The organism is Neorhodopirellula pilleata (assembly GCF_007859915.1).
Classification (GTDB): Bacteria; Planctomycetota; Planctomycetia; order Pirellulales; family Pirellulaceae; genus Rhodopirellula; species Rhodopirellula pilleata.
Window position 1 is genome coordinate 112,767 of record NZ_SJPM01000015.1, and the last position, 12,953, is coordinate 125,719.

The 12,953-nt window shown below is 59.9% G+C and carries 20 protein-coding genes; all 20 read right to left on the reverse strand.

Annotation, left to right across the window (positions count from 1 at the left end; genetic code table 11):
- Positions 1 to 306 (reverse strand): phage tail assembly protein T, encoded by a 306-nt coding sequence (locus Pla100_RS25280; RefSeq protein ID WP_146581282.1) that lies wholly within the window; start codon positions 304 to 306, stop codon positions 1 to 3.
- A gap of 32 nt (positions 307 to 338) precedes the next feature.
- Positions 339 to 725 carry a hypothetical protein gene (locus Pla100_RS25285; RefSeq protein ID WP_146581284.1) on the reverse strand — a complete coding sequence of 129 codons (387 nt, stop codon included), beginning with the start codon at positions 723 to 725 and terminating at the stop codon, positions 339 to 341.
- 59 nt (positions 726 to 784) lie between these two features.
- Positions 785 to 1,204 (reverse strand): hypothetical protein, encoded by a 420-nt coding sequence (locus tag Pla100_RS25290; RefSeq protein ID WP_146581286.1) that lies wholly within the window; start codon positions 1,202 to 1,204, stop codon positions 785 to 787.
- A gap of 51 nt (positions 1,205 to 1,255) precedes the next feature.
- Entirely contained in the window at positions 1,256 to 1,708 is a 453-nt protein-coding gene (locus tag Pla100_RS25295) for a hypothetical protein (protein WP_146581288.1), read from the reverse strand.
- Positions 1,709 to 1,723: 15 nt separating this feature from the next.
- Positions 1,724 to 2,176 carry a tail completion protein gp17 gene (gp17, locus tag Pla100_RS25300; RefSeq protein WP_146581290.1) on the reverse strand — a complete coding sequence of 151 codons (453 nt, stop codon included), beginning with the start codon at positions 2,174 to 2,176 and terminating at the stop codon, positions 1,724 to 1,726.
- Complete coding sequence (locus Pla100_RS25305; protein ID WP_146581292.1) at positions 2,173 to 2,604, reverse strand: HK97 gp10 family phage protein; 432 nt, start codon at positions 2,602 to 2,604, stop codon at positions 2,173 to 2,175. The genes gp17 and Pla100_RS25305 overlap by 4 nt, the downstream gene beginning before the upstream one ends.
- On the reverse strand, positions 2,601 to 2,981 hold the full coding sequence (locus Pla100_RS25310) for a phage head closure protein (protein ID WP_146581294.1): 381 nt from the start codon (positions 2,979 to 2,981) through the stop codon (positions 2,601 to 2,603). Before Pla100_RS25310 ends, Pla100_RS25305 begins: the two co-directional genes overlap by 4 nt.
- The gene (locus Pla100_RS25315; RefSeq protein ID WP_146581295.1) at positions 2,981 to 3,163 is read right to left on the reverse strand and encodes a hypothetical protein; all 183 of its coding nucleotides are present in this window, start codon (positions 3,161 to 3,163) and stop codon (positions 2,981 to 2,983) included. The genes Pla100_RS25310 and Pla100_RS25315 overlap by 1 nt, the downstream gene beginning before the upstream one ends.
- Positions 3,160 to 3,369 carry a hypothetical protein gene (locus tag Pla100_RS25320; RefSeq protein ID WP_146581297.1) on the reverse strand — a complete coding sequence of 70 codons (210 nt, stop codon included), beginning with the start codon at positions 3,367 to 3,369 and terminating at the stop codon, positions 3,160 to 3,162. The genes Pla100_RS25315 and Pla100_RS25320 overlap by 4 nt, the downstream gene beginning before the upstream one ends.
- A complete protein-coding gene (locus Pla100_RS25325; protein WP_146581299.1) occupies positions 3,369 to 3,941 on the reverse strand; it encodes a head-tail connector protein in 573 nt (190 codons plus the stop codon). Before Pla100_RS25325 ends, Pla100_RS25320 begins: the two co-directional genes overlap by 1 nt.
- Positions 3,942 to 3,943: 2 nt before the next feature.
- Positions 3,944 to 4,330 carry a hypothetical protein gene (locus tag Pla100_RS25330; RefSeq protein WP_146581301.1) on the reverse strand — a complete coding sequence of 129 codons (387 nt, stop codon included), beginning with the start codon at positions 4,328 to 4,330 and terminating at the stop codon, positions 3,944 to 3,946.
- A 48-nt stretch (positions 4,331 to 4,378) separates the two neighbouring features.
- On the reverse strand, positions 4,379 to 4,678 hold the full coding sequence (locus Pla100_RS25335) for a hypothetical protein (protein ID WP_146581303.1): 300 nt from the start codon (positions 4,676 to 4,678) through the stop codon (positions 4,379 to 4,381).
- A 189-nt stretch (positions 4,679 to 4,867) separates the two neighbouring features.
- Positions 4,868 to 6,373 (reverse strand): phage major capsid protein, encoded by a 1,506-nt coding sequence (locus tag Pla100_RS25340; protein WP_197168216.1) that lies wholly within the window; start codon positions 6,371 to 6,373, stop codon positions 4,868 to 4,870.
- 81 nt (positions 6,374 to 6,454) lie between these two features.
- Positions 6,455 to 7,255, reverse strand: a complete 801-nt coding sequence (locus Pla100_RS25345; RefSeq protein WP_146581307.1) for a hypothetical protein — start codon at positions 7,253 to 7,255, stop codon at positions 6,455 to 6,457.
- Positions 7,252 to 8,352 carry an SGNH/GDSL hydrolase family protein gene (locus Pla100_RS25350; RefSeq protein WP_146581309.1) on the reverse strand — a complete coding sequence of 367 codons (1,101 nt, stop codon included), beginning with the start codon at positions 8,350 to 8,352 and terminating at the stop codon, positions 7,252 to 7,254. The genes Pla100_RS25345 and Pla100_RS25350 overlap by 4 nt, the downstream gene beginning before the upstream one ends.
- A gap of 231 nt (positions 8,353 to 8,583) precedes the next feature.
- Entirely contained in the window at positions 8,584 to 9,099 is a 516-nt protein-coding gene (locus Pla100_RS25355; RefSeq protein ID WP_146581311.1) for a C40 family peptidase, read from the reverse strand.
- A 3-nt stretch (positions 9,100 to 9,102) separates the two neighbouring features.
- Entirely contained in the window at positions 9,103 to 9,798 is a 696-nt protein-coding gene (locus Pla100_RS25360; protein WP_146581313.1) for an HK97 family phage prohead protease, read from the reverse strand.
- Positions 9,791 to 11,014, reverse strand: coding sequence for a phage portal protein (locus tag Pla100_RS25365; RefSeq protein ID WP_146581315.1), 1,224 nt, complete (start codon positions 11,012 to 11,014; stop codon positions 9,791 to 9,793). The genes Pla100_RS25360 and Pla100_RS25365 overlap by 8 nt, the downstream gene beginning before the upstream one ends.
- Entirely contained in the window at positions 11,011 to 11,292 is a 282-nt protein-coding gene (locus Pla100_RS25370; RefSeq protein ID WP_146581317.1) for a hypothetical protein, read from the reverse strand. The genes Pla100_RS25365 and Pla100_RS25370 overlap by 4 nt, the downstream gene beginning before the upstream one ends.
- Positions 11,292 to 12,953 (reverse strand): terminase large subunit, encoded by a 1,662-nt coding sequence (locus Pla100_RS25375; RefSeq protein ID WP_146581319.1) that lies wholly within the window; start codon positions 12,951 to 12,953, stop codon positions 11,292 to 11,294. The genes Pla100_RS25370 and Pla100_RS25375 overlap by 1 nt, the downstream gene beginning before the upstream one ends.

Here is a 12,953-nt window from a genome sequence, read left to right on the forward strand (position 1 = left end):
CTACCTCAGTTTGACCATGGACGCGGCCCACGCCGCCATTTGATCCGTGGTCATGCTCGCACGGCCGTCGGACGCGTCGGCGGTTTTCGGCATGAAGTCGGCCACACGCTTCGCGTCGAGCTTCTCGCCGTTGCTTGCGGCGATCCATGACGCGACGCGGTAGACTTCCGCCGCGATCGTCGCCGACTGCAGCCACGGCGACGGGATCGGTTCGAATCGATCGAACTCGAGCCACCGGTCAATTACGGCCGGCTCGACGGAATCAATCCACTCGATCGGGTCGGGGATACCCAGAGCGATCGCCAACCGGAACGCGAAGCGAATCCGGGGCGATCGGATTAGTTTTTTGCCGAGTCCGCCGCCTCGTCGTCGGCCGCCTTGTCGTCAAAACCGAGATGCTTGCGGACGGCCGCCCAAAGAGGCTCGAACACGTCCGGCGGCAAGTTGTCGACGCGTTCCCATTCGTCATCGCGATACAACCGGGCACCCTTGGAATCACACAAGCACGCCGCCAGGATGCGGGCAGGACGCTCACGAAGGCGTCCCTCGACCTGATTCCCTTCGGAATCAAACACGCCGGCGTCGATCGCGTAGAGCACGCTGCGACGCAGCGACATGAACACGATCCGCGCCCCGGTCGGCAACGTGAACGATCCATAACGAGGCTTTGCGAGTTGGTCGAGCTCGGCACGGCCGAGAGTTTGGGTTTCGGTTGCTTCGGACATTGTTTGAAATTGCTAAGGATGAATTGACGGAATTGAAAACAGGCTTCCAGCGTGATCGCTTATCGCTTGTTGGTCAGCTTGTCGATCTCGGCTTGCGACGGCGTGTCGTTCGAATAGAACTCTCGAGGCGACTCTTCGCCCGTGAACTTCCGCACCGCCTCGACGACTTGCGGGATTTCGTCCGGAAGAAACTCGGCCAGAGCGAAGATCGGCCCGCCGGCTGCCATCGTCCACGCGTGCATCTTTCCGTCAACGATCACGTTCAGGTGACCCGTCGGGACTCGCCTCGGTTTGCCCCGCACGTTGCGGAATCCGAAACGCTCGGTGATCTCGATCGAGATTGAATCGTCGACCAAGTCGGTTTCGACGATCACCGGCGGATCAACCGGCGTTTGCGATGCGGCGGCCGTCGGCGTCGCCGCGATCTGCTCGAGCTCGTCGGCCGTCGACACGTCGGCGATGGTTTCGTCTGAAGTCATTGGGAAAGTTCCTAGGATGGAAAGAGAATCGAGTCAGTGAAGGCGAGCTGATTAAGCGACGGTCGCCGGGGTGAACGTGAACTTCGTTCCGCCGTCGGCCGTGGCTTGGCCGTCGAGCTTGAATTTGGTCTTGCCCATCATGATCGTGTTGAGCTGCGCGGACGGAAGCAATCGCAGCGTGAAGAAACCAGACGCGACCCAGCTAGCGGCCGCCGATTGATCCGGAGCCGCCGGCAGAGTCACCGTCAACGTCGCACGAACGCGAGCGTCCGGCGGCAAGGCGGCACCGTTCCAAAAGAACTCCATCTCGATTTCGCCAGGCTCGACGAGATCGCCGGGGATATAACTCTTCTCGTCTTCAGTGGTCAGGTGCGACGTCTCGAGAGCGTCGATCGTGCGCTGCAGCTCGCCGATCTGTTTCATTCGAGCTTGAAACGTTCCGCCGCCGTCGTCGGCGTGAATAGCAAAAACGGCGGTCGCAAGTTGGCCGGTATCAGGAACCATCGACGGGGCTCATCTCTAAAGGGTCGGCGGATTGTTATCGCGATAGAACATCCGAAAGTCCGTTTGTTCGACGGCTAACAGAGTTTCGCCGCCGAGCGGGTCGGGTTCTTCGCGAGAGTTCGAGTCTCTTTCAGTTATCGACGCGACCCATACGTCGTCGGCGTTTCCACGGCCGAACGATTGCACGGCCGACAGGATCGCCGCCGCGATCGCCGCCGCTTCCGATTTGTTCGGCGAGTACGACTCGACTTGAACGATCGCCTCACGCAAAACCGTCGGACCGGTCAGGCCCTCGACAGGCCGGTCGTCGATCTTCCACAGCAGCACGTAGGGGGGTCTGTCATCGATGGCGGTCGAACCAGGCCGCACCGCGAAACCGCCGCCTAATGCCGCCGGCGTCGCGAGTTTCGCCGCCAATGCCGCATTGCCAAGAATGATCGCTCGGATTGCTCGGATCGGTCCGTTCATCGAATCCCCTCGGCCGCTTGTTTAAGTCGTGATTCGATCGCGGCGGCTTGCTGCGATCGCGTCGCCTCGACGGCCGGCCGTAGCCACGGATGCGGCGGGACTCGCATCGTTCCGCCGTTCTGCAGCTTTTGGATATGGCCGTTCTCGACGAGGTGGCCGTGTGCTCCTTCAGGCCAGGCACCGCCGACGAGAGCGATCACAACCGTGCGATACTCACGCACAACGACGTAGATCGAATCGCGAAGCGGTTTCAATCCGGCCTTGTCGCCGCGATAGCCCGGGGCGGTCACTCGAGGTTTCGCATCCGCCGCGACGATCTCGCCGGCGGACTCGGCCGCGTCATTGAGCACGCCGGCACGCAGCGACGCCTCGAGCTTGTCGACGTAAGCGAACGCCGCCTCGTCAATTTCGAATTGCACTTGGATCATGATCCGGAGCCCTCGTCGACGAGATCCATGCGAACGGCCGTGATGATCAAGAACCGACGACGACGATCCGGATCGATCGTTGCCGTGACTCGCCATTGCTGACCGTCGACGAAGAGCCGGCGTTCGAGATCGCCGGTCAAGTCTTGGCGATAGCGAATCGTCACTTCCAAACGCGTCACGCTGACGACTTGCCGACCGCGTTCCGCCTGCAGGGCGCGGACGTGTGCCGGCAGCTTCGACAGGATGACCGACCACGTCGTTTCGATCTCGCCGGTCGAATTGTTTTCGGTTCGCGTCGGCGATAGCACGTCGACGGCGTCACGCAATCGGCCTATCCGAAAGTCGCCGCCTTCGCGTCGCAGTTTGCTTTGGGACATTAGTACGGCGCTCCGGCAGCCGCCGCCGCGAACACGATCGCCATGAACCAATACACCGGCCAAAAGACCAAAACGCTCGCGAGCGTCGATCCGTCGGCTTCACCGAAAACGAGATGAAACGCGGCGGCGGTAAACATGCCGATTGATAGGTAGACCATCAAGACGTTTTCGAGGAACTTCATTTGAGGCGAATCTCTTGGAAACAGTCGTAGTCATAGAGAGCGTCCTCGAATTGCCGTTCGTATCGTTTCAGCAACCGGCGTTGACGCAGTTTCGTGAACGGTCGAAACCAGCTCGTCATTTTGTAGACGAGCTTTTGCTCCTCCCAGAGCTTGCCCTTGATGTCGATCAAAGCGTTTAGCACGCTTCCGATACTCGCGTAGTCCATCACTCGCCCCCCACGACTCGCACGCCATCGGCAAAGGGTTGCAACGACTTGACCAGGTGTTGATAGCCGAGCGGCACCTCGTTCGCGTCGCCGTCGGCCGTGACGGCTTCGGGATGCTCGAACCAGTGAGCGACCAGAGTCGCGATCAAGATCCGGACCGTCGGCGCGGGTGGCTGCGGTCCGAATGTCACAGCGACGCGTATAGCCTTGTGAGCGGATGCGATCGCCGGGATCTCGAGAACGCCCGGCCGTTTGCCGTCGTGAGTCGATCCGGCGATCACGGTTTCGTTGTCGTCGTCGTCGACCGCTTTCACCACGGCCGAAACGAACGGCGACGCCGGCAGCCGGACCGATCGCGTCCCGGCCGGCAGCTCGGCCGCCGCGGTGACGGGATTCACTCGCAAACCCGTATCGCGTTCCACCGTCTCGACGGCAGCCGGGACGAGGAACTCGGTTAAATACGAATCATCGTCGTCGGCGTAGATCCTAGCGTGACGCTTGATCCACGGCAGAGCGATCAGAGCGCTATCGAGAGCGATCGCGGCAAACGTCCATCGAATCGGAGTCGACAAGTTCAGGCCTCACGGACGATCTCGAGGGAAACCGACTTCGGTGCGGACGCGGCCAACTTGTCGGCCGCTTCGCTACCGCATTCGGCAATGAACGCCTTTTGCCAGGCGACGTAGGCTCGGCCGATCTTTTGACCGACGCGAATCCCGAACTTCTTAACGCTCTTCACGCCGCGCTCTTCCAGCCAGGCGAAAGCCACGTCGCGAAGTTGGTCCTCTTCGGTTCGCAGCTTGCGAGTTTCGGACTCGAGGGTACGCCGTTGCATGTTGAGCCATAGCAACCGCTCGAGCATCGCCTTGGATAGCTTCGGGTTCTCGGCGTCGACCTTCACTCGAGGCGGTGCGGCCTCGGGTGCGTCGACGTGTTGCGCGGCGGATTTCTTTTTAGCCATCGTTGGGGACTCGCTCGAGTTGGTTTCACCTTCGCGAATGTTCCGCGATCAGATGACCGGTTTCGCGTCGACGTCACCGCTGACGTTTCCGGCCTGCTTGTTTTCCGCTTTGCCGGTCGCCTTGTCGGTCGTTTCCGCCTTCGTCGCCGCTCTGGGCCCGCTTTTGGTTTTCGACGCGGATTTCTTGGCGGCCAGTTTTGGATTCCGGCGCGTTTTCGGTTCGGTTCCCTCGAGCCATCCCAGTTCGCCGTACTTCGCGGCGGTTGCTTCGTCGAGTTCGATCTCGTCGCCGCGTTTGAAGTTGACGCCATCGCGTCGGACGGAAGTTGTCAAAGTAAACTTAGCCATGATCGCTCCGGTGAATCGGTCGGTAAACAAAAACGGCCGGCCGGTTCCGAAAGGAGTAAAAGAACCGGCCGGCCTTTGCATTCGGGCCGGCGAGTCACAAGGCCGGCCCCTCACAGTTATTAGAACAAGGCGGCCGGCGTGTCCTGGGCAATCCAAGACACGCCGGCCTTCAGGGGTTGAATCGCTAGATCACTCTTCTTCAGGGAAGAGCATCGACTTGATCGGATCGCCGCCGGCGTTCAACACGCCGCCGTCGGCTCCTCGCTTGCCGTCGTAACCGGTTTGGTCGTACTCGGCAAACTTCTCGCGGTAGACTTGAGTCCGGACGTTGCCGACGAGACGGAGCTTGTACTTCATCAAGTCGCCGAAGATGATCCGAGCGCGGTTCGGTTCGCTCGTACCGTGGGCGGCCATATGGTTGTTGATCTCGACCGGGCGATTAAGCAACGTCGGCAAACGGCCGTCGTTCGCTTCCACGTAGAGCGGCCGTCCGTTGTCATCGGTCAGCAACATGATCTCGACGAGGATCTCATCGTTCATCATCCACGATGCGACCGATCGATAGGCACCGTCGACGGAATGCTTCAGCTTCAGCAATCCGGCATGGGCGAACGTCACCGCGTCGGGCATCTCGAAACCGACGACGGCACCGAGTTCGAGACCTCGGAGTGTGGTCGTGCCGGCCCCGCTCGTTGCCTTGCGGTTGATCGCACGGCCGAGACGCTCGCCGATCATCGCGGAAACGGCCGCGACGAACGCCGTCGGACTGTCACGCAAAGTTTGGTTGCCGAGACGAATGAAGTCGCTCGAGAACTCGAACGACGAAACCGAGAACGCCCCGATCGTCGGTTTGGTGCCGTCGGGCGACTGGGCGGTCACCTCGTCGATCTGCTTGCCTTCGTTCGAGGTATCATCGGCGGTCGGCCAGGTCATCTTGTTGCCGGTCGCCGTCACCATCACGTCGGCCGCGTTGACGATGCCGCCGATCGTGATCAACGCCCGTTCCATCGCTACGCTTGCGACCTCCGGAGCCAAGTTCGCCATATCGGCCGCACCGGCCACGGCCGCGACGGCTCGCGATTCGCGGACCAGGCTCGGCAGTAAACGAGACGCTTCGTCGATCCGACGTTCTTTCGCGTATCCACGGACTCGAGTCCGCAGCTCGCGAAGTTGATGCTCGGGAAGGCCGGCGATTTCGAAGTCGACGCCCATTTGCGTGCGGGTTTCGTGGACGGCTTGACGATGCTCGTCGGTGATGCGGTCCGCACAGTTTGCGGACAACGCCCACGCTTGCATGGCGAGCGTTTGCCGGAGCTCTCGGCGAGCGTGCTCACGCAACGTCGAGCGGTCGCTCGTGCCGAGTGCGTCGCCGTAGCTCGCACCATCGCCACCGGGCAACGGATCATCACCGAGAGGATCGAGACGGCCGCCAGGTCCTCGGCGTGAGCGCTGTTCGTGCTCGGCCGTTTGCGTCAGGAAGTCGTCGATATCGACCGCCCCCTCTTCCGCCTTCACCTCCTCGTTGACCGATAAATAATCGGCCTTCATTTTGTCGAACGCGGTGCGCTCTTCGTTGGTCAAGATCGGCCCGGCGTGCTCTTTGTTGTCGCGACGTTCGGCGACGGTTTGTCGGGTCTTCTCGATCTCGGTGCGGATCTTCTCGCGACGTTCGCGAAGTTCTTGGAGCTTGGGCACGGCTCGGCCTTGGGAAAGGTGGAAAGGGGTCAATCGATTGGCGAAAGATTGTGAACGATCGACCCGGCCGTGTCGGCGTTTTTATGCCGGCGGGTCGACGTCGACGGCGTTGGCCGGCGGGTCGACGTCGACGGCGTTGGCCGGCGTGTCAAACGGCGTCACGTTGAGGCGGCCTCGCTTGACCGTGTGATACTTGTTCGCCGCGATCTTGATCCGGTGTCGCAGCTCATAAGTTCCGATCGACCACGATTCGGTTTGCTCGGCCGTCGGCGCGAACAACGCGTATTGCCCGACCTCGTCCTCTTGGATCGTCATCTCGAGCGCGAGTCCCGCGTCGGCGTTGCTGGGCAGCCTTGCGGCCAGGACGTATTTGTACTCCGTCAGGTCCTCGGCCGAGACGATGTCGATTCGAGCCGGACGCGTCGCGTAGTCGTCGCCTTGCTCGACGTCGAGATCCGATCCGGTCGCACCGCTGAACGATGGCGAGTTGATCGTGATCGTGATTCCGGCCAGTCGTGGAATGATCTCGTCGGCCAGTGCGGTCGCTGTCAGTGTCGTGGTGACTCGCCCGTCCGCACTGGTCGCGAGCTTGTTTTCAGGCGTGACGAGGAGTCGCGTCGCGATTTCCTCCGTACTAGGCACATTGCCTAGTTCGACAATTGTGCCGTCGGAAACTAAGTCGCGAATGATGCCTGAGTACCCAAGTCCATCTGTGTACACCCAATCGCCCGCCAATCCGTCAACCGTAATCGTGGCTATGTTGCCAGCGACAAACGTCGGCGTGTACGGATTTGACGCTGATCCAGTTGTCCCGCTCAATGCCGCTAGCGTGATGCCAGTCGAAGACGTGCCAGCCAAAATTTGCACTACTGTCGCGGTCATGTTGCACTCCCGTTGTAGATTTGAGCAGCGATTAGCTCGGCTAGTTTCTGCACTCCATCTGTTGATAGATGGACGTTATCCCCGTTGTCGTAGTCGGGATTTAGGTCATCCGGCTGACCTGTCGAGACTCGATTAACCCCAAATGCCGCGTGGCTCAACACTCGCTCCGCATCATTTGATGCTGCCCATTCGGAGATCGCCGAATTCCACTCGCGAATTTCCGCAGCCGCCGAATCTGTTGAGCCGGTCCACGGCAAGATTTCGCTCAAAATCAACCGTGTTTCCGACGGCACCAAGATCCTGATTGCGTCGAGGTCTGAGATCACTTGCTCAATCGTTCGTCCATTGTCCTGATCGTTAACGCCGCAGTGTATCCATATTGCACTTGCACCACTGGCGACCGCTGCTGGCACCCCAGTTGACCGGCACCACGCAAAATCAGTGCTACCTAGTGCATGATTTTGCTGAGTCAATCCGGTTAAAATTGATCGAATGACACCACCCGGCTCCGCATCTTGGTTGCCGCCAACCGTGTTTCCGGCGTGCAGGTAACTGTGCCAAGGTGTGGCAGTGTTGTGGCCCTCAACGAGAGAATCCCCGGTCACAGACAAATATGGGGCAACCGCGTCCACTGCGATGTGCATGTTGTACGTGGTGTCGGAACCTTCGCTGCCGATGTCGCTTCCGCCGTTTGAAAAATCACCCTGTGAGTAGTAGGTGATTGCATTGGCATCTGCCGTTGCAACAATCGTTGACGACGAATCAGATGTCCTAGTTAAGAAGAGTCCAACATAATCACCAACATTACACGCAAGCGGGCTTGCGAGCACAAAATCATTTTCGGAGTCCGCTGAAAACCCAGATTGCAAATCTGTCGATGCAACTACCGACCATGTCGATCCAGTTAGTCGTAAGATCATTAGTCTTGTCAGCACATCACTAAAAAACGAAGCACTCCTGTAACTGCCCCCGGTGATAAAGCCGGATTGACGAATCTGGTATTTCGGGCCGCCAAGAACCAAAGTGCGACCAACCGCTCCTTGGCCCCCTGTCCACCAATCACCATCGCCGTAGTCGCCCCATTGGGATCGCGGCAATCCGCCGACCTGTATTTCTGACCGGCCAGGGTTTATCCACGGTCTTGATCGCTTGATGGTTCCCGATCCTGGGTCAATCCAAGACTGACCAATAATGTACGGATCAGTCAGAGGCAAAGATCCGAGACCGGATGACGCTGCAACGAGTGACGGTAGAGCTAGAGTTTGGCCTGACATAAAAGTCGGAGTAGGTTGGAATTTTGTCGGAATAGGTTAGTCAGATATCATGGATTAGCGACGCACGCGGCTGCTCAAGCGGTGGTCTCCGCCAACGCGTCGCAGTAGGTTTTGCGGTTCGTGTCGATCATGGTTTGATAGACTTGACCCGCCGGCGGCGAGTATTCGGCCGACGTAGGGGCTACACCAGGTGCCGGCGGACGTCACGCCAGGCCGGAAGTATCCTCGCAAGCGGTAAGGCGTGCCGAGCGTCGCGTTCGCTTGCGATCGCATCGCGGCGAGTCGATCCCGATCGATCGGCGTCGACGGGGCGTAGTAGTCGTTCGTGCTTCCCGGTTTTCCATACGATTGCACCGGAGTTCGCTTCGATCGCGGCCAGTCACTTTCATAGACGTAGCCATCAAACACGATGCCGACGTGTGTGTATCGATCGCCTCCGGTGATCCGTCGAGCGACTCGGCCGACGATCCCTTTCTTGTTGCTGAAAACGAGCGTCCCGTCGGGAACGGATTGAGCGTTGCAAGTCGAGGCGATCGCGAGCGACGCGACCAGTAAGATCATTCGGAACATCGCTTAGTCCAATAGCAGGCAATCGATCTCGATCAGCAACGCGTCATGGCCGGCCGTCTCGGCGGCTTCGAATGCGGCCTTGCGGTCGAGCAACAATTGCCAACCGTCGCACCCTGAACGTTGGTCGGTCCGGATCTCGGCCGTCGTTCCGGAATACGCTTCGCCGACGACCGGGCCGAGATGAAACACTTCCGCCTCGATCACTTCGCGGATCACGGCGTCGGTTTCGGGATCTCGCCGCCACTCTTCAGCGACGGCGGCAAAGTCGATCGACGACCCGGACACATCACCGCGCCTAATTTTCGCGGCGATCGCGGTATGGTCCGGGTCGTCGGGATCGTGCGGGACGCTGTACCGAAGGCCTCGCGTGTCACTCGTGAGATTCATCAACCGCGATCGACGGCCGAGAACGCGTCGCTCGTCGTGATACGGGGCGCAATAGCAATCCCGTTTCGACTCGAGGAACGTATCGAAACAACCGCGACGGAACCGCTCGACAAAATCCGGCATGATCCGGTATTCGGTCGTCGGGTCGGCCGGGTCGTAGTACACCGCGCCGTAGCCGGCGATCACCATCGGCGATTCGCCGTCGACGCGGCTCTCGATCGCGGCGAGCGATCGCGGAAGGATCGCCGTCCGGATCTCGTTTCGTGATGCGGCCGTGTGGGCCGGCCGCGTGTAAGTTTGGGTCTTAGGCATCGGGGTTGACCTCTTGTTGCTTGGGTTGGACGTTAGAACGTTGAGGCTTGTCGAGTCCTTCGACCTCCGGCAAGTTATGCCAGTGCCGGACCTCGTTTTCCGCCAGCCATCCGGCGTGGATGCCTTGGGTCGCGATCGCAGCTCGGGCTGCTGCGTCGGTCCATTGCAAGGCGTCGACGAGATACTCGACGAAGTGCGACGCGGCCTCGCTCGGCCGGATCAGCTTTCGATTGCATTGAGCCATCACCCGACGCATATGAGGGCCGCACGTCGATCGGATATAGCGTTTCTCTTCCTGCTCGAGCGAGTTGTAGGCGACGCTATCCTTCAGGCCGAGACGCGACGGCGGAATGTTGTAGATTTGGGCGACGTGCCGAGTCTCGTTTTCGTCGAGCTCGCCGACCTGGGCGTCTCGAGGCGAGACGCTCGTTTTGATCCATTCAAAGCCATCGCGGAGGATCAAGGTTTTGAACCAGTTCCTCGGATCGGTTTTCTTTCGGACGCCCTCCTCGACGTTGTCGATCGCGTCCGGGCTTGCGCCTTGCGGTGCCTTGAGAATGCCGCCGACGTGAGCGCCGTTCTCAAAGAATGTTGAAGCGAACTTTTGCAATGATGTTCCGACGTTGAACGTGTCTGCATAGCGTCGGATCGGGCTCGTCGGATTCAAGCCATCGAGCCGAACGCCGCTATGATGAATCACGTCGGCGTCGGGGATCACGATCGGCGGCGATCCGTGGTTGACCCAGTAAACGCGGCGGTTCTTTTTGACGGGATACCAGGCGTCCGGATCGAGCCTATGAAGGCCGACGGGTCGGATGCCGACGCGTTCGATCCATAGCAGACCGAGCCCGCGAAGCAACGCGTCGTGATAGAAGTCGAACCAGAGATCAAACGGCGTCGTGTACTCGTTTGGCGATCCGTCGAGATTGACGAGCTTGTGTCCTTCGTGGTCGCTCGCCTTGCTGCGATCGCGTTTCCCGGTCCGCTGGTAAACGCACAACGGCAGCGACGAGATATCACCGGCGATCATGCCGACGGCTTGCGCGACGGGCGGATAGCCGGCGAGTCGATCGACGGTTAAGCCATTGCCGCCGAAGTTGAACCAAGACGGACCGACGGAAGCGTCGGCCGGATAGTAGGACGCGTCGCCGGCGGGTTCGTGTCGGGTTTCGCGTCGGCCGAACCAGTACGCGTATTGACGGGCGAAGAAATTCATTCGGCGGGTCCGTCCGTGTCTTCACTCTCGACGAGCGAAGCGAAGCGAAGCAAACGCGATCGTTTCTCGATCGTGTAAACGATCGCGATCAATCCGAGATCGAACGCGGCGACGAGCGGCCAGTAGGTCACCGCCAAGACGACCAGGTTCACCAGAGCGCAAAGCAGCACGCATTGCGAACCACGTTTGAAGAATGCGACCTCGAAACCTCGCTCGGCCGTTTGACGTCCGACGAGCTCGAGCACTACGGCGGCAAGTTGTAAGATCGTTTTCAACATCAAATAAACTCGACTTTGTGGGTGTCGTAGTGCGTCGGCTTGTCTTCGATCGTGACTTGCATCCGCCGGTTAATCGCGATGATCGCGGCCGTGATCCCGTCAATTCGCCCTTTCGATCGGCCTTTCATCGGGCGAATCTGATCGTTGCTGTCGCGATAGACGATCACGTTTCCGACCATCCAAGAGACCGCAGGGTTGTGATCGTGTCGGACTTTGCCGGCGTCGATTAGCCGTTCGAACTCCGTCGACGGCGGGCTCATGTATCCCATTCGCGGCGGAACTTGCACCGTATTTAGACCGTCCTCACCGCGTAGCATTTGGTTGCAGAGCAGCTCGGCGAGTGCCGGGTCGTAACCGAGTTCCTTCAATGGCGTTTGCTTGTGAGCCTCGACGATCTCACGACGGATTAGCGAAAAGTCGATCGACGCCCCCGGTGTCGCGGTCACGAATCCACGCGACACCCAATCGGCAAGCGGGATCTGATCCGTGTGGCTTTTCTCGACAACCAGGTCGGCCGGAATCCACAACTTGAACAACAACGAAACCGACGCGTCGTCATGCTCGAACAAACGCACGAACGCGGCGAAGTCATGCACGCGAGCCAAGTCGACGCCGGCATAACATCGCATCCCGTCGAGCTCGCTCGGATCGGCCTCGGGTAACGCGTCCCACGTCGGGACGTCGAGCCAGGCGTCACGGGGCTGGGTCCATTGATTGAGTCGATAACGTTTAAGATCGCCGATCCGTTCCGGAGATCCTTTCGCTTGGTTGATCGCCGCCTCGATGTTCCGGACCGGTAGCGTGATCCCGTAACTCGGGTTTGCTCGCTCCCACGTCGCCAGCTTCTTCCAATCGTCATCGGGACCGGCTTCGAAGATCACCGGTAAGTGATCGATCGACATATCTTTGCCGTCTCGAATCCGACACGCTCTTTCGTACTCCTCAAAGCAAATTGACGTTCGCGAGTCGCCGGCCGTCGTGATCATGAATACGAGCGAGTTGATTCGGGCCGTCGTCGCGTAGAGCAGCGATCCGAAAAACGAGCGGTCTTTCCATTCGTGGAGCTCGTCCAGGATCAAACAGTTCGCGTTTTTGCCTTGCGAGCTTCCGCCGCTCGCCGTGATCGCGGCTATGCAAGCGTTGCGCGTCGGGATGATCGCCCGATACGTCGACCGCCGAACATCGAACACCTTTTCGAGCGACGGGGCTCGTTCGATCATCCCGGCCGCCTCGTCGAAACAATCGGCGGCTTGGGACCGAGCGACGGCCGTCATGTAGACGCGTGCCCCGATTTGTTCCATCGCTTCGCGAATCGCGATCCCGGCGGCGAGCTGCGTCTTGCCGTTCTTTTTCGGGATGAACGTGAACGATGATAGAAACCGCCGCGTCGCGTCGGGCATCTTCCACCCGTAGAGCGGCCCGATCAGTCCGTGCCATTGCCAGTCGAGCAGCTTGAACGGTTCGCCCGCGAAAGGGGCCTTGCCGTGCGTCAGGACGCGTTCAAACAGAAAACGCGTCGTCAGAGCCGACTTGATGTCGAAATAGCAACCACGGGCGACGGCGGCCTCGTCCTGGGGCGTTTGAATCCAATCCGCCCAACCTTCCTCGCGTGCTCGAGCGAGCTGTCGCCGCGTCGGCGTGTATTTAGTTATGGCGACCAC

Bases quoted from the DNA above. Each gene is read 5' to 3' on its own strand.
- Pla100_RS25285 (WP_146581284.1), bottom strand. From the start codon at position 725: ATGTCCGAAGCAACCGAAACCCAAACTCTCGGCCGTGCCGAGCTCGAC.
- Pla100_RS25290 (WP_146581286.1), bottom strand. From the start codon at position 1,204: ATGACTTCAGACGAAACCATCGCCGACGTGTCGACGGCCGACGAGCTC.
- Pla100_RS25295 (WP_146581288.1), bottom strand. From the start codon at position 1,708: ATGGTTCCTGATACCGGCCAACTTGCGACCGCCGTTTTTGCTATTCAC.
- gp17 (WP_146581290.1), bottom strand. From the start codon at position 2,176: ATGAACGGACCGATCCGAGCAATCCGAGCGATCATTCTTGGCAATGCG.
- Pla100_RS25305 (WP_146581292.1), bottom strand. From the start codon at position 2,604: ATGATCCAAGTGCAATTCGAAATTGACGAGGCGGCGTTCGCTTACGTC.
- Pla100_RS25310 (WP_146581294.1), bottom strand. From the start codon at position 2,981: ATGTCCCAAAGCAAACTGCGACGCGAAGGCGGCGACTTTCGGATAGGC.
- Pla100_RS25315 (WP_146581295.1), bottom strand. From the start codon at position 3,163: ATGAAGTTCCTCGAAAACGTCTTGATGGTCTACCTATCAATCGGCATG.
- Pla100_RS25320 (WP_146581297.1), bottom strand. From the start codon at position 3,369: ATGGACTACGCGAGTATCGGAAGCGTGCTAAACGCTTTGATCGACATC.
- Pla100_RS25330 (WP_146581301.1), bottom strand. From the start codon at position 4,330: ATGGCTAAAAAGAAATCCGCCGCGCAACACGTCGACGCACCCGAGGCC.
- Pla100_RS25335 (WP_146581303.1), bottom strand. From the start codon at position 4,678: ATGGCTAAGTTTACTTTGACAACTTCCGTCCGACGCGATGGCGTCAAC.
- Pla100_RS25345 (WP_146581307.1), bottom strand. From the start codon at position 7,255: ATGACCGCGACAGTAGTGCAAATTTTGGCTGGCACGTCTTCGACTGGC.
- Pla100_RS25355 (WP_146581311.1), bottom strand. From the start codon at position 9,099: ATGTTCCGAATGATCTTACTGGTCGCGTCGCTCGCGATCGCCTCGACT.
- Pla100_RS25360 (WP_146581313.1), bottom strand. From the start codon at position 9,798: ATGCCTAAGACCCAAACTTACACGCGGCCGGCCCACACGGCCGCATCA.
- Pla100_RS25365 (WP_146581315.1), bottom strand. From the start codon at position 11,014: ATGAATTTCTTCGCCCGTCAATACGCGTACTGGTTCGGCCGACGCGAA.
- Pla100_RS25370 (WP_146581317.1), bottom strand. From the start codon at position 11,292: ATGTTGAAAACGATCTTACAACTTGCCGCCGTAGTGCTCGAGCTCGTC.